The organism is Modestobacter muralis, assembly GCF_010682105.1.
Lineage (GTDB): Bacteria > Actinomycetota > Actinomycetes > Mycobacteriales > Geodermatophilaceae > Modestobacter > Modestobacter muralis.
Genome location: NZ_JAAGWH010000010.1, coordinates 1 through 18329, shown reverse-complemented (window position 1 = coordinate 18329; position 18329 = coordinate 1). Strand labels below are relative to the sequence as shown.

Genomic DNA, 18329 nt, shown 5'->3' with positions numbered 1-18329 from the left:
GCGTTCTCCTCAGACCGCGGCGTAGCGGTTGGCGGGGCGCGGCAGCCCGAGCAGACCGCGCAGGGTGGCGGCCTCGTGGGCCGTGCGGAACAGCCCGCGGCGTTGCAGCTCGGGCACCAGCCCGGTGGTGACCTGGCGCAGGTCGTGGGGCAGCGTGGCCGGCCGCAGCCGCACCCCGCTCAGCCCGGCGGCGGACCACTCCTCGACGAGGTCGGCCAGCCCGGACGGCGTCCCGACGAAGACGGCGGCGTCGCTGGTGAACGCGGCCCCGGCGCGCTCGTCGAGCCGGTCCTTGCGCGCCCGGGCGGTGGCCTCGTCGGCGTCGAGGAACACGACGAGGTCGCCGAGGACGTGCACGGTCTCCTCCGCACGCCCGGCGGCGGCCTGGGCGGCCCGGATCTCGCCCAGGACGGCGGTGGCGTCGGCGGCGTCGGTGGGGGTGACGAAGCCGAGGTCGGCGCTGCGGCCGACCAGCTCGAAGGGGATCGCCTGGTGCGCGAGCGCGGCCACCAGCGGCTGGCCCTGCGGCGGGCGGGGGGTGATCGAGGGGCCGCGGACGGAGAAGTGCCGGCCGGCGAAGTCGACGTAGTGCAGCTTGTCCCGGTCGACGAAGCGGCCGGTGGCGACGTCGCGGATCTCCGCGCCGTCCTCCCAGCTGTCCCAGAGCCGGCGGACGACCTCGACCCAGTCGGCGGCCTCGTCGAACAGCTCGCGCAGCCCGGCCTGGGCCACCGGGTCGCCCGGGTCCAGCTCGCGCAGGTCGGGCAGCTGCCGCCGGCCCAGGTGCGCGGCCTCCACGGCGCTGCCGACCTTGACCCGCACGCCCGCGCGGCCGCCGCTGACGAAGTCCAGCGTGGCGATCGCCTTGGACAGGTGGAAGGGCTCGGTGTGGGTGACGACGGCGGTCGGCACCAGCCCGATCGAGGAGGTCAGTGGCGCGACCCGGGCGGCGACCTGGACGGCGTCGAGCCGGCCGCGGACCTGGTCGGTGCGCTCGTCGGGCGCCCAGCGGTCCGAGGACTGCAGCGCGAAGCCGTCCTCGAGGGTGACCAGGTCCAGCAGGCCGCGCTCGGCCTCGGTGACCAGGTCGACCCAGTACCCGGCGGTCAGCAGTTCGGTGGGGCGGGCGTCGGGCTCGCGCCAGGCGGCGGGGTGCCAGCCGGCGCCGTCGAGGGCGACGGCGAGGTGGACGGGGGTGGTCATGGGTGCTCCAGGGCTCAGGCGGCGGCGGGGACGGCAGCGGGGACGACGGCGCGCCACAGGCGGCGGGCCAGCGCGTCGTTCTGCCGGAAGAAGGGGGCGTCGGTGCCGGGGCGGGCGAAGGCGGGGACCTGCGCACCGGAGGTCCAGAAGCCCAGTGCGTACAGCCGGTCCTGGGGCCGGCCGGTGGCGCTGACCACCCGCTGGTCGGCGTCGACGTGCAGCCGGCCGGTGCTGTGCGCCCCGTCGGCATCGGTGAGCACCTTCTCCGCGGCCACCCCGCGGGTGAGCAGCGAGGTGACCAGGGCGTCCGGGGTGGCGGCGACCGCAGGAGCGGGCACCCGGGCCTCGACCAGCGCCCGGGCCTCGACGGCGCCGTCGACGCTGGCCGAGGTCGCCCGGAACACACCGGTGCCGGAGTCCAGCTCCACCCGGGTGTCGGCGCCGAGGAACTGCAGCACCCCGGCCTCGGACAGCGCGAGCAGCTCGGCCAGCCGGGGTGCGGGCGGGCCGCTGGCCAGGTAGCTGAACAGGTTCATCCACCAGCCGCCGACGTCCTCGGCCTCCGAGCGGGCGGTCAGCCGCCCGCCGGCGATCAGGCCGGCGATCGTGCCGTGGCAGTACAGCAGCGCGGTGAAGACGGCGGCGTCGGTGCTGTACGCGGGGTCGGCCGAGCGGGCCAGGTCGGCGCGCACCAGGTCGCGGACGGCCTCCTGCAGCTCCTCGGCGCCGGCGTAACGGGCACCGGCCAGCGGGCGGTCCCGGCGGGCGAGGTCGAAGCGGTCGGCGGGGTCGGGGACGGCGGCCTCGGCCAGCGCGGCGACCTCGACCGGGTCGTCGGTGGCGGCGTACCGCTCGGCGAACTCCGCCCAGGGCAGCGCCGTGCGCTCCGGGTGGGCGCGGAAGAGCTCGTTGTAGTGCGCCCAGCCCAGCTCGCGGGCGATCACCGGTGCGAGGTCGGCCCGCAGGTCCAGGCGCCGGTCGGTGCCGAAGGCGGCGTCGAGCGCCTCGGGGGTGAAGAAGCGCAGCGGCACCGGCGGGCCGGGCCAGACGTAGCCGAGCTTGGCCCGGTAGGGCACGCCGCGCCGGGAGCCGACGTGCAGCACCGGCTCCTGCCCCGAGGGCAGGTAGCGCAGCCGGTCGCCGTCGCGGGTGAACCGCCCGCCACGGCCGCTGGTCAGCAGCACCATCAGGTCGGTGAAGGCCAGACCCGCGCCGCGCACGAGCACCGGCTCCCCCGGTGCCAGGACCGAGAGGTCCAGGTCGGCGGTGTAGGCGGTGGGCAGGTAGGTGGCACCGGCGGCGGCGGCGCGGCGGGCGGTCGCCTGCTCGTCGTCGGTGGCGTGCGCGTCCAGGTGGCCCTGGGCCAGCACGGCGAGGTCGGCGGCGAGCTCCCGGCCGTCGCCCAGCACCACCGTGACGCCGTCCTCGGTCACCCGGACGTCCACGGCCGTGCCCGTGTGCAGGTGGACGTCGGCCCACGGCCGCGCGGACTCCACGACCTGGGCCAGCACCCACCCGAGGTAGGCGTTGACCAGCGGCCGGGACGGGAAGCTGGTCGGCGCGAGCCGCCGGGCCTCGTCCCCGACCGGGTCACCGGCGGGCAGGCGCCGACCGACGGTCTCCACCCACTGCCACAACGTCGTGCCCTCGCCCACCCGGCCCTCCACGGTGACCGAGGGGTCGGGCAGCACGGTCACGTCGGCGGTCAGCGAGTTGGCCCACAGCAGCGAGGGCTGCGCGGCGCGCCAGACCCGGCCACCGCCCGGCGGGTGGGGGTCGACCAGGTGCACCTGCAGGCGCTCGGAGCCGGTGAGCTCCGGCGCGCTGGCGACCAGCCGCTCGAGCAGGCCGATGGCGGTGGGGCCGGCGCCGATGACGGCGAGGGACGGGCCGGACGTGCGGGGAAGCAGGGAGGACATGCGGACTCCGGGTGCGGAGGGTCAGGGACGCGGGGTCGTGACCTCGCGCAGACACTGCGCGCTCGCCGTCCGGAGGAGGTCGACGTGCCGGCGGCGGACCAGGGCGGTGCTGGGCACGTGCGTCTCCTCTCGCCTGTCCGTGGGTCGCTCTGCTGGGTCGAGCGCACCGTGGCGGCGGGCTGTTCCCCGCCGCGGTGTGTCGCTCGCCGCAATGTCTACCAAACCGATGATGTTTGACGACAAGCGGGTGCTGCCCCTATGGTCCCCCCAGGTCCTGAGCGCCAGCGACAAGCCCCGGCTCGCTGGCCGGCAACCCTCCCTGCGACGGGGTGCCCCGGGTGACGACCTGGCCGAGCGCACCCGCGCCCCGGCAAGCAGTGGCCTCCCCTCCCGAGGGGACGAACGAGGAGCAGCACCGTGGGACAGACCGGCCGCCGCGCCGCCGCCGACAGCCCTGCTGTCGAGCGGGTCTCCACCGACCTGGTCGGCCGCCTCGCCGTCGACCTGCTGCGCACCGACAGCGCGCTCTGTCGCTGACGTCGCAGCGCCGCCCCCGGCGCTGAGCTCGTCCCTGCGCCGACCTCCGCGCACCCGGTCCGCGCACCTCCGTCGCGCACCCACCTCCGCCCCGCCCGCCGTCCCCCGGCGGCCCGCGGGCGCGCCCTCCGAGCCGTCCAGGAGTCCCTGCCGCATGCCCACGTCCCTGTCCCCGGCCGACCTGCAGGTGGTCGAGGTCCGTCCTGACGACCCGCTGGCCGCACCGCTGTTCGCCGACCTCGCGGCCGAGTACGACAGCCGCTACGGCGACCTCTTCGGTGGCGCGGCCGAAGAGCTGACCCGCTACCCGGCCGAGGCCTTCCTGCCCCCGTCGGGGGCCTTCGTCCTGCTGCTGGAGGACGGCGCGGCCGTCGCCGGCGGCGCCTTCATGGCGCACCCCTCGGGGGCGGCGGAGGTCAAGCGGATGTGGACCGCCACCTCCCACCGCCGCCGTGGCCTGGCCCGCCGGGTGCTCACCGAGCTGGAGCACCGGGCCGCCACGGCCGGCTACGCGCACCTGTACCTGACCACCGGCCCGCGCCAGCCCGAGGCCCGCGACCTGTACCTCACCACCGGCTGGACGCCGCTGTTCGACCCCGCCGTCCCCCGCCCGACCGACCTCGAGACGCTGCGCGGCCTGCCGGTCGCCGACCGCCTCTACGCCTTCACCAAGCACCTGGGAGACCCCGCGTGACCACCCTCGACACCCGGCCGGCGTCCACGGCGCCGCCGGCCGGCACCCCCTTCGACCAGCTGGAGGTCGTGCCGGCCCGACACCCCGGCCGCTGGGTGGCCACCGCCGCGGTGGTCGTACTGCTGGCCATGGTCGTCAACAGCCTCGTCACCAACCCACGGTGGGAGTGGGACGTCGTCGGCGCCTACCTCACCGAGGAGTCGATCGTCCGCGGCGTGCTCACCACCATCGAGCTGACCGCGATCACCGCGGTGGTCGGCTTCGCGCTGGGCACGGTGCTGGCCCTGATGCGGCTGAGCCGCTCGCCGCTGCTGCGGGCGGTGAGCTGGGGCTACACCTGGGTGTTCCGCTCCGTGCCGCTGATCCTGCAGCTGCTGCTCTGGTACAACCTCGCCTACCTGTACCAGCACCTAGACCTAGGCATCCCGTTCGGCCCGTCGTTCGTCAGCGTCCCGACGCTCTCGCTGATCGACAAGTTCGGCGCCGCTGTCCTGGGCCTGGGCCTGCACCAGGCCGCCTACTCGGCCGAGATCGTCCGGGCCGGCATCCTCTCGGTCGACCAGGGACAGCACGAGGCCGCAGCCAGCCTGGGCATCCCCCGGCGCCGGCAGACCACCGGCATCGTGCTGCCCCAGGCGATGCGCACCATCGTCCCGACGGCGGTCAACGAGGTCATCGGCCTGTTCAAGGGCACCTCGATCGTCTACGTCCTGGCCCTGGGCGAGCTGTTCTACACCGTCAGCGTCATCTACGGCCGCACGCAGCGGGTGCTGCCCATGCTGGTGGTCGCCGCGATCTGGTACGTCGTGCTCACCACCGTGGTCACCGTCGTCCAGTACCACGTGGAGCGGCACTACTCCCGTGGCGCCCTGCGCACGCTGCCGCCCACCCCGCTGCAGCGGGTGCGCAGCGAGCTCGGCGACGTCCTCGCCCGCTTCGGCGCCCCCCGCGGGGCCACCCGATGACCGCGGTGGAGGCGCGCCCGGGCCGGGTCGAGGTGCACGGCGTGCACAAGTCCTACGCCGGGGTGGAGGTGCTGCACGGCGTCGACCTGGTGGTCGAGCCGGGCACCGTGACCGTCGTCCTGGGCCCGTCGGGCTCGGGCAAGTCGACGCTGCTGCGCAGCATCAACCACCTGGAGAAGGCCGACCGCGGCTTCATCGCCCTGGACGGGGAGCTGGTCGGCTACCGACGGAAACCCCACCGCGGCACCGACCGGCTGCACGAGCTGCCGGAGAAGGAGCTGCTCCGCCAGCGCACCCGGTTCGGGTTCGTCTTCCAGTCCTTCAACCTCTTCCCGCACCTGACCGCACTGGACAACGTGGTCGAGGCGCCCGTCTCCGCGCAGGGCCGGCCGCGCGCGGAGGTGGAGGCCGAGGCCCGCGAGCTGCTCGCCCGGGTGGGGCTGGCCGACCGGGCCGACGCCCACCCGCGGCAGCTGTCCGGTGGTCAGCAGCAGCGGGTGGCCATCGCCCGGGCGCTGGCCATGCGCCCCGCCGTCCTGCTGTTCGACGAGCCGACGTCCGCGCTGGACCCGGAGCTGGTCGGCGAGGTGCTCGAGGTGATCACCGACCTGGCCCGCACCGGCACCACGATGATCGTGGTCACCCACGAGATCGGCTTCGCCCGCGAGGTCGCCGACCAGGTCGTGTTCATGGACGCCGGCCGCGTGGTCGAGCAGGGCCCACCCGAGCAGGTGCTCGACGACCCGCAGCACGACCGCACCCGCGCCTTCCTCGCCCGCGTCCTGTAGTCCAGCCCCAGTCCCGATCCCCCACCACTCGGACGGCGCACCGTGCGCCGCCCGGCCATGGCGCGCGCCCGCGTGCCGACCTGAGGAGAAGAGAACACCGTGACCGCCCGCACCCGGCGAGCCCCGCTCGTCACCGCCCTGGCCGCTGCCTCCGTGCTGGCGCTCGGGGCGTGCAGCAGCTCCGGGCAGATCGAGGCCGCGGCCGCCGCCGAACAGGGCGCCGGCACCGGCACCGCCCTGACCGTCGACACCAGCCCCCAGCAGGAGCGCATCCGCACCACCGAGAGCCCCGAGGCGGTCGGCCTGCTGCCGCCGGGCCTGGTCGACGACGGCGTCCTGCGGGTCGCGACCAGCCCGTTCAGCGCTCCGCTGGCCTTCTACGCCGACGACAACGCCACGGCCATCGGCCACGAGACCGACATCGCGCAGCTCGTCGCCGACGGTCTGGGCCTGGAGCTGGAGCTGGTGCCCACCGACTGGGCCGGCTGGCCGCTGGCCACGCAGTCCGGCGAGGTCGACGTGACCATCTCCAACGTCACGGTCACCGAGGAGCGCAAGCAGCTGTTCGACTTCTCCTCCTACCGCGTCGACGAGCTCGGCTTCCTGGCGAAGGCCGGCTCGCAGCTGCGCGTCGAGGGCCCCGCCGACGTCGCGGGGCTGACCATCGCGGTCGGCTCGGGCACCAACCAGGAGGAGATCCTGCTCGCCTGGGACGAGCAGAACCGGGCCGCGGGACTGGACCCGGTCGACGTCCAGTACTTCGAGAACGACGGCGACACCACCCTCGCCCTGCAGTCCGGCCGGCTCGACCTCTCCTTCGGGCCCAACGCCACCGCCGCCTACAAGGCCGCCGTCTCCCCCGCCGACTTCACCGTCGTGGGCACCGTCAACGGCGGCTGGCCGCGGACGGCGCAGATCGCCGTGGCCACCGCGAAGGGCAACGGCCTGGCGCCCGCCGTCACCGCCGCGCTCAACGCCGCGATCGACGACGGCAGCTACCCGCAGGTGCTCGAGCGCTGGGGGCTGACGAGTGAGTCGGTCGAGCGCTCCGAGACCAACCCGCCCGGCCTCCCTGCCACCTGACCCCCACCCCGACCACCCCGAGAGGCACCCCCGTGACCCGCACCCGCACCCGTCGCCGCCGTCCGTCCCTGCCCGTGGCCAGCGCCCTGCTGCTGTCCACCGTCACCCTGCTGTCGGCGTGCAGCAGCTCCGCCGACATCGAGGCCGCCCAGGTCGCGCCCAGCAACGCCGGCGCCGCCGCGCCGCTCGTCGTCGACACCAGCCCGGCGCAGTCCGCCCGGGTGTCGACCACCGCCGACCCCGCCGCCGAGGCGCTGGTGCCCGCCGCGGTCTCCGCCGACGGCAAGCTCACCGTCGGCATCGTCGGGGCCGGCGACCCGCCGCTGGCCTTCCTCGCCGACGACAACAGCACGGTCGTGGGCAGCGAGGTCGACATCGCCTCGCTGGTCGCCTCGTCGCTGGGCCTGGCGCTCGACGTCCGCAACATCTCCTGGGAGCAGTGGCCGCTGTCGGTGCAGAGCGGGGACGTCGAGGCGGTGTTCAGCAACGTCGGCGTCAACGCCGCGCGGCTGGAGCTGTTCGACTTCGCCACCTACCGGCAGGGGATCATGGCCTTCACCGCCGCCCCGGACAGCACCCTGTCCATCGACGGGGCCGAGGACGTCGCCGGGCTCACCCTGGCCGTGGGCTCGGGCACCAACCAGGAGCGGATCCTGCTGGACTGGAACGCCCGGAACCAGGCCGCCGGGCTGGAGCCGGCGACCCTGGACTACTACGCCAGCGCCGCCGACGCGCTGCTGGCCATCTCCTCCGGCCGCGTCGACGCCTACCTCGGGCCCAACCCCAACGCCGTCTACCAGGAGAGCAAGGGCACGGTGTCCGTTGTCGGCACCGTCAACGCCGGCTGGCCCAACACCACCTACGTGGCGGCCACGTCGCTGAAGGGCAACGGCCTGGTCGACGCGTTCGAGGCCGGGCTGCAGCACGTGTTCGACGACGGCAGCTACGCCGCCACCCTGGAGCGGTGGGGTCTGTCCGACGAGGCCGTGGCGGCCCCCGAGGTCAACCCCTCGGTCGCCTCCTGACCTCACGACGGCCGGTCGCCCCTCCCCGGGGTGACCGGCCGTCGCGTCGTCCCCGGCTCCTACGCTGCCCGGATGATCCTCATCGTCGTGAAGTGGCCCGTCCGCCCCGAGTTCGACGACCAGTGGCCCGAGCTGGTCCGCGAGTTCACCGACGCCGTGCGGGCCGAGCCCGGCAACGTCTTCTTCGAGTGGTCCCGCAGCGTCGACGAGCCGCACACGTGGGTGCTCGTCGAGGGCTTCCGGGACGCCGAGGCGGGCGCGGTGCACACGGCGTCCGAGCACTTCACGAAGGCCGTCGGCCAGATGCCGGACTGGGTGTCCGCGACGCCGTCGATCATGTACGTCGACTCCCCCGACCTGGCCGGCTGGGGCCCGATGGGCGAGGTCCAGCCCCGCGGCTGACCGCTCGGCGCACAGCACAGCGGCCGGTCACCTCCGCGGGGAGGCGACCGGCCGCTGTGCGGTTCCGGGGGTCAGGCCGCCGGCTTCTTCTCCCCGGCCTCGACCGCGATCGGCAGGCGGTTCTCCGCCGGCGGCAGCGGGCAGGTGGCGAAGACGGTGTAGGCGCACGGCAGGTTGGTGGCCCGGTTGAAGTCCAGGACCACGGTGCCGTCGGCGTCCGGGGCCCCGACCTTGAGCGACCGGTTCGCCGCGTAGGTGGTGACGCCCGACGTCTCGTCGGTGAACAGCACCATGAAGGAGCCCGGCGTCGCGCCGTCGAACGCGGTCAGCGTCAGCTCCCGGCCCTCGAGGGTAAACTCGATCCGGCCCGGGGCGTCGTAGACGTGCTCGAGGCCCTCGACGACGGAACCGACCGTGGTCGGCCGCGGCTGGTCGAAGGGCACGTAGGTGCCGGTCACCCGCCAGCGCGGATCTGCCTCGTACGCCGGGGTGCCGGTGTAGGCGGTGAGCACGGGGTTGGCCGGGTCCCGCGGCCGGACGACGTCGGCTCCGCCGCGGCGGGCGACCTCGATCACCACGTCACCGGCGACAGCGTCGACCCCGCCGCGCTCGGGGACCTCCCCGAAGGCGTGCTCACCGTGCACGGTGGTCCCGCCGACGACCAGCTCCTCGCCGTCGGCGAGCCGCACGACCGGACCGCCCGGGCCGGTCCACCACTCCCCCGGGACGCCGGCGATCCGCTGCGGCTCGGCGGTCAGCCAGGTCAGGCCGGTGATGGCGAGGAAGCCGTGGCCGTCGGCGCGGGCGGCCTCGTGCCGGGTGTGCCAGTCCGCCCACTCCTCGGCGAAGGTGGGGGTCTCGGTGACGGTCATCGGTGCTCCTGGGATCGGGGGTGTCGGGACCGGGCGCTCAGGCCGTCGCCGGCCCGCAGCCCGCGCCGCGGGCGACGGCGGCGGGGTCGGCGCCGGCCAGGCCGGCCAGCGGCCGGGGGTCGTCCACCGGCTGCCAACGCCCGGCGACCTGCGCGTAGTCCGCCGTGGGCCCCTCGCTCAGCCAGGTGTCCAGCGCGGTGACCAGCCGGTCGACGTCGGCGAGGGTGCTGCCGACGCCCACGCTGGCCCGCAGCGCACCGGCCGGGACGCCGAGCCGGGTCACCAGCGGGTGCGCGCAGAACCGGCCGTCGCGCACGCCGATGCCGTGTTCGGCGGACAGGTAGGCGGCCACCAGGCCGGGGTCGGCGCCGGCGACGGTGAAGGAGACGACGCCGGTCGGCTCGTCGGAGTCGGCCCAGATCCGCAGCACCCGGACGCCGGGCAGGGTGGCCAGGCCCTCGGTCAGCCGGGTGCGCAGCGCCCGCTCGTGCTCCTCCAGGGCGCCGGCGGGCAGGGCGGCCAGCGCGTCGCAGGCGGCGGCCAGGGCGACCGCGCCCAGCACGTTGGGCGAGCCGCCCTCGTGCCGGTGCGGCGCCGCGGCCCAGCTCGTCTCCTCCACCGTCACCTCGGCGACCGCGCCGCCGCCGGCCAGGTACGCGGGTGCGGCGTCCAGCCAGTCGCGGCGGCCCACCAGGGCGCCGGAGCCGAACGGTGCGTAGGTCTTGTGCCCGGAGAGGACGACGTAGTCGGCACCGGAGCCGGCGAGGGAGAACCGGCGGTGCGGGACCAGCTGCGCCCCGTCGACGACCACCCGGGCCCCGGCGGCGTGCGCCAGCTGGACGACCTCCTGCAGCGGCAGCGACTCACCGGTCACGTTGGAGGCGCCGGTGACCGCGACCAGCGCGTACGGCGCGGCGGCCAGCTCGGCGCCGATGGCGCGCAGCGTCGCCACCACCGTGTCGCCGGTCGGCAGCACGGTCACCGGGCCGCGGCGCTGCCAGGGCAGCAGGTCGGCGTGGTGCTCGCAGTCCAGGACCAGCACCGCTGCCCCGTCCGGGACGGCGCCGGCGAGCAGGTTGAGCGAGTCGGTGCTGTTGCGGGTGAGCACGCAGACGTCGTCCGCCCGCGCGCCGACGAAACCGGCGACCGTGGCCCGGGCCGACTCGTAGAGGGCGGTGGAGACCTGGGAGAGGTAGCCGGCACCGCGGTGGACGCTGGCGTAGAGCGGCAGCGCCTCGGCGACCCGGTCGGCGACCGACTGCAGGGCGCGGGCGCTGGCGGCGGCGTCGAGGTCCACGTAGCGGGCGCTGCCGCCGGGCACGAGCGGGACCCGGGTCTGCGCGCCCACCACGGGCAGCAGCGGCGCGGCGCCGGTGACGGGGGCGTCGGGGGCACAGAGGACGGCGTGGGACATGGGGGTGCTCCTGGGTCCGGGGACCCGGGCACGGGTCCGCGCTTTGCGGCTGCGGGGTGCAGTCGCCAGGTCGTCACCCGGGGCACCCGCTCGCGGAGGAGGGTTGCCGGCCAGCAAGCCGGGGCTCAACGCTGGCACTCGTGACCTGGCCAGAGACTGGCACAGCGGTCCGTATGTCGTCAATCCTCATCGGCATGGTGAGGTATGTGTCGTGACCACCATCGCCGTCGTGGGCAACCCCAAGCCGAACTCCCGCGCCCGGGCCGCCGCCGAGCGGGTCGTGCACGAGCTGACCGGCGCGCCGCCGGACCGGGTCGTCGACGTCGTCGAGCTCGGCGCCGGGCTGCTGGCCTGGGGCGACCCGGCGGTCACCGAGGCGGTCGAGGCGCTGCGGCAGGCCGAGGTGGCCGTCGTCGCCAGCCCGACCTACAAGGCCACCTACACCGGGCTGCTCAAGCTCTTCCTGGACCAGGTGGGCACCGGCGACCTGGCCGGAGTGGTGGCCGTGCCGCTCATGCTCGGCGGCGGGCCGACGCACGCCCTGGCCCCCGAGCTGCTGCTCAAGCCGGTGCTCGTGGAACTGGGCGCGACCGCCCCCACGCGGGGTCTGTACCTGGTCGACCGGGTGTGGGACGCCCCCGGCCCGCTGGAGGACTGGGCCGCCGTGGCCCGCCCGCAGGTGGCCGCGGCCCGTACCGCCGGCCGCGGCTGAACGGCACGAGGCCCCCGCTCACCGGTGTGAGCGAGGGCCTCGGCCTGTCGGGGTGCCGTCCGGGGCGCGGTCAGCGCCCCGGACGAGCGGTCACTTCCGGACGTCGATGGTGACCGTGTTCGTGCTGGTCACCTTCGCCCCGAAGGCGTCGGTCATGGTCAGCGTGCAGTCGAACGTCGCCGTCCCGACCTGCGTGGGGGTGCCGCGCAGCTGGAAGGTGGCGTTCTGCCCGGCGGGGTAGTCGCGGTTGGTGACCTGCTGGGCGGACCCGGGGGCCAGCTCCAGCGTCATCGCCGGACCGGACTTCTGGGTGCAGCTGTAGCCGAAGGACGCACCGACCAGGCTGCCCTTGCCCTTGTTGCCGAGCTGCACGACCACCTGGACGGTCTGCTTGACGTTCGCCCGGACGACCGACCCGTTGTTGACCTGGGAGTACACGGCCGTCGTCGTGGGCGGCGCGGTGACGACCACGTCGAACGTCGTCGGGTTGGCCTTGTTGCCGGCCGCGTCGGTCGCGGTGCAGGTGACCTTCGTGGTGCCGATCGGGAACAGCGAGCCCGACGGCGGGGTGCAGACCGGGGTGATCGCGCCGTCGCGGGTGTCGCCGGCCTCGGGCAGCGTGTAGGTCACCTTGGCGCCGGTGACGCCGGTGGAGGTGGCCCGCACGGTGTCGTGCCCGGCGATGCGGGGCGCGAGCTGGTCGCTCGGGCGCGGGGCGAGCTTCGACGGGTCGACGATGCCCCAGTAGGCCGGCAGGGCCTGCAGGTCGTCGTCGAAGGGCAGCGGCGTCTCCCACGGGCGGGCCGCCGGCCACGTCCGCAGCCAGCTGCGGGCGTTGCTGATCCCCCAGAAGGTCACCGACTCCAGCGACTCGTCGTGCGTGCGCAGCATGGCGAACAGATCGCGGTAGTAGTAGCCGACCTCGGTCTCGGACTGCGCCCGGTCCGTCATGCCCGGCCGGTGCTGCGGGACGGTGCCGGCGCTGACGTCGGCGCCGTTGTTCTCCGCCGACGTGCTCACGTCGAGCTCGGTGATGGCCTGCAGCAGCGTCGGGTCGAGCGCCTCGACCGCGTCCATGGACGCGTCCAGCCACTCGATCGGGCGGCTGAAGTCGACGTGCGCCTGGTGACCCACCCCGTCGATCGGCACCCCGCGCTGCTTGAGCGCGGCGATCAGCTCGAGGTAGTCGGCCCGCTTGGTCGGCATCTCGGTGTTGTAGTCGTTGATGAAGAGCTTCGCGTTCGGGAAGTACTCGTTCGCGAACCCGAACGCGTCATCGACGAACGTCTCGCCGAGCACCTGGAACCAGCGGCTGTCCCGCATGTCGTGCGGGTTGGCGTTGTCGGCGTCGTTGATGACCTCGTTGACGACGTCCCAGGCCCAGATCGGGCTGTCGCCGTCCGGGTAGCGGGCGTTGATGTGGTCGGAGATGGCCTTGATGTGGGCCTCCATCCGCGACCGCAGCAGTGCCTGGTCCGCCGGGCTGTTGGTCAGGTCCCGGCTGCCGTCCTTGAAGAACCAGTCCGGGGTCTGCGAGTGCCAGGCCAGCACGTGGCCGTAGACCTGGATGCCGTTCGCGTCGGCGAAGTCCAGCAGAGCGTCCAGGTCACCGAAGGTGAAGGTGCCCTCGGTGGGCTGGATCTCGGCCGGCTTGCCGTCGTTCTCCGGGGTGAAGGCGTTGAAGTGCTTGAGCAGCAGCTGGGAGGACCGGCCGACGGTCTCGCGCGCGTCGATGGCGACACCGGTGTGCTCGATGCCGTCCGCCGCGAGCACGTCCTTGAGGCCCGGGATGTCCTGCTGGATCGGCGTCTCGGTGAACTCCCGCACCGAGAAGTCGTCGATCATGAAGCTGGCACCGGCCGCGCCCTCGATGTAGAGCTGCGCCTTGTCGACCGCGGCACCCAACGTGTAGGTGCCCTTGAGCTCGGTCCACGCGTCGGACGTGACGACGGCGCTGGCGCCGGGCACGTTGTTGTAGGTGGTGCCGGCCTTGCCGTCGAGCTGGACGGAGGCCAGCAGTGACGCCGGAGCCTGGCCGGGAGTGAGCTTGACCCAGACCGAGACGGCCACGGCCCGGCCCACGCCCAGGCTCGTGGTCACGTCGAGCACGGGACCCTGCCAGTTCTGCACCCGGTTGGTCACCGACAGGCCCGAGGTCCCGGAGTGCGCGTCCGTGGTGGTGACGGCGACCTCGGCGTCCCCACGCGGGCCCCAGCCCTGGGCCCCGGACTCGAAGCCACCGCTGAGCGGCACGAGCGCTCCGGGCGCGGCCGGGGCGGCTGCCTCGCCGACGATCTTCACGTCGTCGACGTAGAAGCTCTGCGTCGCGTCCGGGCTCTCCAGGTACAGCTCCAGCTGGCTCTGGCTACCCGCAGGCACGACGTACGTGCCGCCGACCTTGGTCCACTGGCTGTCCGAGACGGGGACCTGGTAGTCACCGGCCCGCTCGAAGGCGGCCGCGCCACCGGTGGGGGTACGAGCGACGCTGAGGGTGACCGCGTCGCTGCCCGAGCCGGCGGTCAGCTTGACCCAGGCCTCGATCTCGTAGCTGCCGGCCGGGAGCAGGGTCTTGCCGTCCAGTGCCGGGCCGTGCCAGTTGGCCGTGCGACCGGTGGCCAGCAGGCTCTGCACCCCGGTGCGTGCCGTGTCCGCGCTGGTGGCGACCTGGGTGCTGCCGCGTCCGAAGAAGCCGGCGGTCCCGGACTCGAAGCTGGTCTCGAAGACGGTGGACGGAGCGGCGGAGGCAGCGGGCGCGGCCAGCATGCCGACCCCTCCGGCCATGGCGAGGCAGAGAGCCCCTGCGCTCAGACGACGTTGTCCCATGTGTGGCGTTCTCCTCGGGCGGCGGTGCTCGGGTGGGAAGTCACGAAAAGTGTCGGAAGTCTCTCGGCACTGCCGGAGAGTGAAACACCCAGGAAACCCGGGGTCAACGTCCAGGACGCTGCCGATTCACGTGCCGGTGGCGTCGATCCCACGGCGGTCCGTGACCGCCCGTCACTGATTCTTGATCGGATACTTCCGGGAAGTACCGGGGTCGGCGCGTCGCGGGCGCGCCGCTCACCCTGAGTTCCGCTGTGTGGCGCTTTCGTGACTCGGCTCACAGTCAGCACGACACCCGGAGGTCGGGAGGGCGCGGCCCGCCGGGACCGGTGTGCCATCGTCGGCGCCATGGTGAACGTCCTGTCCGTCCAGTCGCACGTGGCCTACGGGCACGCCGGCAACGCCTCGGCGGCCTTCCCGCTGCAGCGGCTGGGCATCGAGGTCTGGCCCGTCCACACCGTGCAGTTCTCCAACCACACCGGCTACGGCGCCTGGACCGGCCGGGTGTTCGACGGCCAGGCCGTCGAGGAGGTCGTGCAGGGCATCGAGGACCGAGGCGTGCTCGGCGGCTGCGACGCCGTCCTGTCCGGGTACCTGGGCTCGGCCGACATCGGCCACGCCGTGCTCGGTGCGGTGGCGAAGGTGCGGGCCGCCAACCCCGACGCCGTCTGGTGCTGCGACCCGGTGATCGGCGACGTCGGGCGTGGGGTCTTCGTGCGGCCCGGCATCCCCGAGTTCCTGCGCGAGGTCGCCGTCCCGGCCGCCGACATCGTCACCCCGAACCACTTCGAGCTCGACCTGCTCGCCGAGCGGGAGACCCACACGCTGGCCGAGGTGACCGAGGCCGTCGCCGCCGTCCAGGCGATGGGGCCGCGCGTGGTGCTCACCACCTCCCTGGTCACCGAGGACACCCCCGACGACGCCGTCGACCTGCTGGCCTCCGAGGGCGGGCGGCACTTCCGGGTGCGCACGCCGCGGCTGGACCTGTCGGTCAACGGCGCCGGCGACGCGATCGCCGCACTGTTCCTGGCCCACTGGCTGGACACCCGGTCCGCCGAGGCGGCCCTGGGCCGGGCCGCGGCCTCGGTGTTCGGCCTGCTGCGGATGACCGCCGAGGCCGGCTCGCGCGAGATCCTGCTGGTCGCCGCGCAGGACGAGTACGTCTCCCCCACCCGCACCTTCGACGTGACCGAGGTCCACCCATGACCGACTTCCCCGCCCTGTCCGAGCTGGCCGCCCAGGAGACCGAGCTCCAGCTGCCCGGCTTCACCAACGACGACGCCTGGGCCCTCGGCTCGGCGCTGGTCGCCCGCGCGCAGGCCGAGCAGCTGCCGGTGGCCATCGAGATCTCCCGGCACTCCCACCAGCTCTTCCACGCCGCCCTGCACGGGGCGACCCCGGACAACGACACCTGGATCGCCCGCAAGGCCGCCACGGTGCACCGGTTCGGGCACAGCTCGCTCTACGTCGGCCAGCGCTCCCGCGAGGCCGGGACGACGTTCGAGGCGGAGTTCGGCCTGGACCCCCAGCAGTACATCGCCCACGGCGGCGGCTTCCCGCTGCTCGTGCGGGACGTCGGCCCGGTCGGCGTCGTCGTGGTCTCCGGGCTGCCGCAGGTCGAGGACCACGCGATGGTCGTCGCGGCGCTCCGCGCCCACCTGACCGACCGGGGCTGACCGGCCCGGCGGCGTAACGTCGGGAGCACGGTCCTCCCCGCGCCAGTTCCCGACGACCGTCGGGCGCCGCGCACTCCCCCGCCGAGCCGTCGGCGGAGTCAGGCCGCTGCCATGACCGCCTCCCCGTTCGCCACCGACGCCCCCGCCGCCGCCGAGGCCGCACCGGCCGCCCACGCCGGCGTGCCCGAGGCGCCGGGCTGCCCGGCCTGCGCGCACCCGATGAGCGCCCACGACCGGATCGGCGTCCGGTTCTGCCTGGCCACCACCGCCGGCGGGACCGACCGCGGCTGCGTCTGCAGCGCGGCCTGACCCCCGCCGACGGCGGCGCGGCTCAGCCGCCGACCGGGGTGAAGGCGCCCCGTCCGACCCGGACGATCTCACCGCGGCCGGCCGGGAGCTGCAGGAAGGCCGCGATGCTCCACGCCGAGGCGTAGAGGTCGCCGTCCCGCACGAGCAGCCCGGTCGGCATCGCCACCTGCGCGGTGCTGCGCGCCCCGCGCGCGGGGACCCGGGTGACCTCCCCGATGGTGGCCGGGTCGAAGTCCGGACCCGGCGCTCCCTGCGGCGCGCCCTCGATCACGTTGGACACGTACACCGTGCCGCGCCGGTCGACGGCGAGCCCGGTGGGCGAGGTCAGCCCGTCGATGACGTCCACGACGCGCCCTCGGGACGAGAGCACGTACACCCGTCCGGCCCCGGGCACCTCAGCGCCCAGGGTGCTGACGTAGACCCGGCCGTGCGGGCCCTCGGTGATCCCGGTGGGCACCGGGTCGCAGCCGACCGTGCCCGGGTTGTTCTCGGCCGTCTCGCAGCCGGGGACGTCGGTGACCACCGGTGGGACGAAGAAGGTCGACACCTCCCCGGTGCGGGCGTCGACCGAGAGGACGGCGTTGGCGCCAGCATCGGCCACCAGCACCCTCCGGCCCTGCGCCAGCACGGCGAAGGGGTTGGACAGCGCGTCGACGGGTGCGCCGTCGGGACCGAACTGGAGCTGACCGTCGGGGTTGGCCGCCAGTTCGTACGCCAGCAGGTCGATCGTCTGCAGGACGCCACCACCCGGCTCGGCCACCACCAGCGAGCTGGCACCCGGCGGCGGCGCGCCGGGTGCACCGCCCTCCTCCGGCGGAGGGGGGCCGCCGGTGGCCACGTACAGCCTGCCGCGGTCGTAGTCGACGCCCTGCGGCGAAAAGAGCCCGCTGAGCAGGGACTCGACCTTGCCCGATCGCAGCGACACCGAGGACACCTCCCCGCTGTCGGACTCCGCGACCACGACTCGGTTGCCCCGGTAGTCGTTCAGCTGCCGCGGCCCGTCGAGCCCGGTGGCCACCGTGACGACGGGTCCGCCCTGGCCGTGGTCGGCACCGCCGCCGGCCCCCGCGGGGACCGCCGGCAGCACCACCACCGCCACCCCGGCGGCGACCACCACGGCGGTTCTCCTGAAACGCTTCATCGAGCTCCCTCTCGATCTCCCCCGCGTCTTTGTGCCAGCTGTGACGCCGGACACCATCCTCGTCCGGACGGTGCGACCTCAACGACGATCCCGAGGCCGGGCGCGCGCCGTGGCCCGCGGTAGCGGACAGGTGACCAGCGGGCCGTCGCCGGCACCTAGAGTCGACCCGTGACCGTGCCGCGCTCCGCCGACCCGGCGGACCTGGCCACCCTCCGCGCGGACCTGGTCGCCGACTGCAGCCGCTGCGTCGGGCTGTGCTGCGTGGCCCCGGCGTTCGCCGCCTCGGCCGACTTCGCGATCGACAAGCCGGCCAGCAGCCCGTGCCCGAACCTGCAGGTGGACTCCCGCTGCGGCATCCACGACCGGCTGCGCGACCGCGGGTTCCCCGGCTGCACCGTCTTCGACTGCCTCGGCGCCGGCCAGCGGGTCACCCAGCACACGATGGGCGGCCGGGACTGGCGGGACGCCCCGGAGGTCGCGGCCACCATGTTCGCCGTCTTCCCGGTCATGCGGCAGCTCACCGAGCTGCTGTGGCACCTCACCGAGGCCAGCACCCTGCTGCCCGACGGACCGCTGCGCACCGCGGTCGCGGCGGCGCGCGCCCGCACCGAGGCCCACACCCTCGCCCCGGCCCCCGACCTGGTCGCGCTGGACGCCGGCGGCTGGCGCCGGGAGGTCGGCGAACTGCTCGGCCGGGTGAGCGAGGCCGTCCGCGCCGAGGTGCCCGAACGGGCCCGGGACCGCCGCGGCGCGGACCTGATGGGCGCAG

Annotated in this window: 18 protein-coding genes and 2 riboswitches; of the genes, 11 read left to right on the top strand and 7 right to left on the bottom strand. The window is 74.6% G+C overall.

Features of this window, described 5'->3' with window-relative positions; translation table 11 throughout:
• Positions 1-9 precede the first annotated feature (9 nt).
• From GCU67_RS02855 to GCU67_RS22660, 3 genes are read right to left on the bottom strand one after another with little or no spacing between them, the layout of a single operon-like run.
• Complete coding sequence (locus GCU67_RS02855; protein ID WP_163609579.1) at positions 10-1203, bottom strand: LLM class flavin-dependent oxidoreductase; 1194 nt, start codon at positions 1201-1203, stop codon at positions 10-12.
• Between the two features lie 14 nt (positions 1204-1217).
• A complete protein-coding gene (locus GCU67_RS02850; RefSeq protein ID WP_163609578.1) occupies positions 1218-3122 on the bottom strand; it encodes an FAD/NAD(P)-binding protein in 1905 nt (634 codons plus the stop codon).
• A 21-nt stretch (positions 3123-3143) separates the two neighbouring features.
• A complete protein-coding gene (locus tag GCU67_RS22660) occupies positions 3144-3239 on the bottom strand; it encodes a putative leader peptide (protein WP_338104720.1) in 96 nt (31 codons plus the stop codon).
• 153 nt (positions 3240-3392) lie between these two features.
• Positions 3393-3505: riboswitch (SAM riboswitch) on the top strand.
• 308 nt (positions 3506-3813) lie between these two features.
• Here GCU67_RS22660 and GCU67_RS02845 point away from each other — a divergent pair.
• The 6 genes from GCU67_RS02845 to GCU67_RS02820 all read left to right on the top strand — a co-directional run bounded on the left by GCU67_RS02845 (position 3814) and on the right by GCU67_RS02820 (position 8616).
• Positions 3814-4353 carry a GNAT family N-acetyltransferase gene (locus tag GCU67_RS02845; RefSeq protein WP_163609577.1) on the top strand — a complete coding sequence of 180 codons (540 nt, stop codon included), beginning with the start codon at positions 3814-3816 and terminating at the stop codon, positions 4351-4353.
• Positions 4350-5318: an ABC transporter permease subunit gene (locus GCU67_RS02840; RefSeq protein WP_163609576.1), complete on the top strand. Its 969-nt coding sequence runs from the start codon at positions 4350-4352 to the stop codon at positions 5316-5318. The genes GCU67_RS02845 and GCU67_RS02840 overlap by 4 nt, the downstream gene beginning before the upstream one ends.
• Entirely contained in the window at positions 5315-6106 is a 792-nt protein-coding gene (locus GCU67_RS02835) for an amino acid ABC transporter ATP-binding protein (RefSeq protein WP_163609575.1), read from the top strand. The genes GCU67_RS02840 and GCU67_RS02835 overlap by 4 nt, the downstream gene beginning before the upstream one ends.
• 99 nt (positions 6107-6205) lie before the next feature.
• The gene (locus GCU67_RS02830) at positions 6206-7189 is read left to right on the top strand and encodes a transporter substrate-binding domain-containing protein (protein WP_163609574.1); all 984 of its coding nucleotides are present in this window, start codon (positions 6206-6208) and stop codon (positions 7187-7189) included.
• A 32-nt stretch (positions 7190-7221) separates the two neighbouring features.
• Positions 7222-8214, top strand: coding sequence for a transporter substrate-binding domain-containing protein (locus GCU67_RS02825; protein ID WP_163609573.1), 993 nt, complete (start codon positions 7222-7224; stop codon positions 8212-8214).
• A gap of 72 nt (positions 8215-8286) precedes the next feature.
• Positions 8287-8616, top strand: a complete 330-nt coding sequence (locus GCU67_RS02820; RefSeq protein ID WP_163609572.1) for a putative quinol monooxygenase — start codon at positions 8287-8289, stop codon at positions 8614-8616.
• Between the two features lie 71 nt (positions 8617-8687).
• On the opposite strand, the gene GCU67_RS02815 is transcribed toward GCU67_RS02820, so the two are convergent.
• Entirely contained in the window at positions 8688-9488 is an 801-nt protein-coding gene (locus GCU67_RS02815; RefSeq protein ID WP_163609571.1) for a DUF1684 domain-containing protein, read from the bottom strand.
• 37 nt (positions 9489-9525) lie between these two features.
• Positions 9526-10902, bottom strand: a complete 1377-nt coding sequence (locus GCU67_RS02810) for an aminotransferase class V-fold PLP-dependent enzyme (RefSeq protein ID WP_163609570.1) — start codon at positions 10900-10902, stop codon at positions 9526-9528.
• 33 nt (positions 10903-10935) lie between these two features.
• A riboswitch (SAM riboswitch) is annotated at positions 10936-11048 on the bottom strand.
• 65 nt (positions 11049-11113) lie between these two features.
• Here GCU67_RS02810 and GCU67_RS02805 point away from each other — a divergent pair.
• Positions 11114-11614, top strand: a complete 501-nt coding sequence (locus GCU67_RS02805; RefSeq protein WP_163609569.1) for an NAD(P)H-dependent oxidoreductase — start codon at positions 11114-11116, stop codon at positions 11612-11614.
• A 90-nt stretch (positions 11615-11704) separates the two neighbouring features.
• On the opposite strand, the gene GCU67_RS02800 is transcribed toward GCU67_RS02805, so the two are convergent.
• The gene (locus GCU67_RS02800) at positions 11705-14395 is read right to left on the bottom strand and encodes an endo-1,4-beta-xylanase (RefSeq protein ID WP_211660668.1); all 2691 of its coding nucleotides are present in this window, start codon (positions 14393-14395) and stop codon (positions 11705-11707) included.
• 387 nt (positions 14396-14782) lie between these two features.
• Here GCU67_RS02800 and pdxY point away from each other — a divergent pair, with 387 nt between their 5' ends.
• The 3 genes from pdxY (at position 14783) to GCU67_RS02785 (ending at position 16419) form a co-directional block, all read left to right on the top strand.
• Positions 14783-15640, top strand: a complete 858-nt coding sequence (gene pdxY / locus GCU67_RS02795; protein ID WP_211660667.1) for a pyridoxal kinase PdxY — start codon at positions 14783-14785, stop codon at positions 15638-15640.
• Positions 15637-16110 carry a heme-degrading domain-containing protein gene (locus tag GCU67_RS02790; RefSeq protein ID WP_163609568.1) on the top strand — a complete coding sequence of 158 codons (474 nt, stop codon included), beginning with the start codon at positions 15637-15639 and terminating at the stop codon, positions 16108-16110. The genes pdxY and GCU67_RS02790 overlap by 4 nt, the downstream gene beginning before the upstream one ends.
• A 111-nt stretch (positions 16111-16221) precedes the next feature.
• Positions 16222-16419, top strand: a complete 198-nt coding sequence (locus tag GCU67_RS02785) for an RGCVC family protein (RefSeq protein WP_163609566.1) — start codon at positions 16222-16224, stop codon at positions 16417-16419.
• A gap of 22 nt (positions 16420-16441) precedes the next feature.
• Here the strand turns inward: GCU67_RS02785 and GCU67_RS02780 are convergent, their stop codons facing one another.
• Entirely contained in the window at positions 16442-17560 is a 1119-nt protein-coding gene (locus GCU67_RS02780; RefSeq protein ID WP_163609567.1) for a ScyD/ScyE family protein, read from the bottom strand.
• Between the two features lie 168 nt (positions 17561-17728).
• Here GCU67_RS02780 and GCU67_RS02775 point away from each other — a divergent pair.
• Positions 17729-18329, top strand: a 601-nt coding sequence (locus GCU67_RS02775) for a pentapeptide repeat-containing protein (RefSeq protein ID WP_211660666.1), incomplete at its 3' end; no start/stop codon positions are given.

Coding starts and splice junctions, on each gene's coding strand:
- GCU67_RS02855 (WP_163609579.1), bottom strand. CDS start 1,203: ATGACCACCCCCGTCCACCTCGCCGTCGCCCTCGACGGCGCCGGCTGG.
- GCU67_RS02850 (WP_163609578.1), bottom strand. CDS start 3,122: ATGTCCTCCCTGCTTCCCCGCACGTCCGGCCCGTCCCTCGCCGTCATC.
- GCU67_RS02845 (WP_163609577.1), top strand. CDS start 3,814: ATGCCCACGTCCCTGTCCCCGGCCGACCTGCAGGTGGTCGAGGTCCGT.
- GCU67_RS02835 (WP_163609575.1), top strand. CDS start 5,315: ATGACCGCGGTGGAGGCGCGCCCGGGCCGGGTCGAGGTGCACGGCGTG.
- GCU67_RS02820 (WP_163609572.1), top strand. CDS start 8,287: ATGATCCTCATCGTCGTGAAGTGGCCCGTCCGCCCCGAGTTCGACGAC.
- GCU67_RS02815 (WP_163609571.1), bottom strand. CDS start 9,488: ATGACCGTCACCGAGACCCCCACCTTCGCCGAGGAGTGGGCGGACTGG.
- GCU67_RS02810 (WP_163609570.1), bottom strand. CDS start 10,902: ATGTCCCACGCCGTCCTCTGTGCCCCCGACGCCCCCGTCACCGGCGCC.
- GCU67_RS02800 (WP_211660668.1), bottom strand. CDS start 14,395: ATGGCCGGAGGGGTCGGCATGCTGGCCGCGCCCGCTGCCTCCGCCGCT.
- pdxY (WP_211660667.1), top strand. CDS start 14,783: ATGGTGAACGTCCTGTCCGTCCAGTCGCACGTGGCCTACGGGCACGCC.
- GCU67_RS02790 (WP_163609568.1), top strand. CDS start 15,637: ATGACCGACTTCCCCGCCCTGTCCGAGCTGGCCGCCCAGGAGACCGAG.
- GCU67_RS02785 (WP_163609566.1), top strand. CDS start 16,222: ATGACCGCCTCCCCGTTCGCCACCGACGCCCCCGCCGCCGCCGAGGCC.
- GCU67_RS02780 (WP_163609567.1), bottom strand. CDS start 17,560: ATGAAGCGTTTCAGGAGAACCGCCGTGGTGGTCGCCGCCGGGGTGGCG.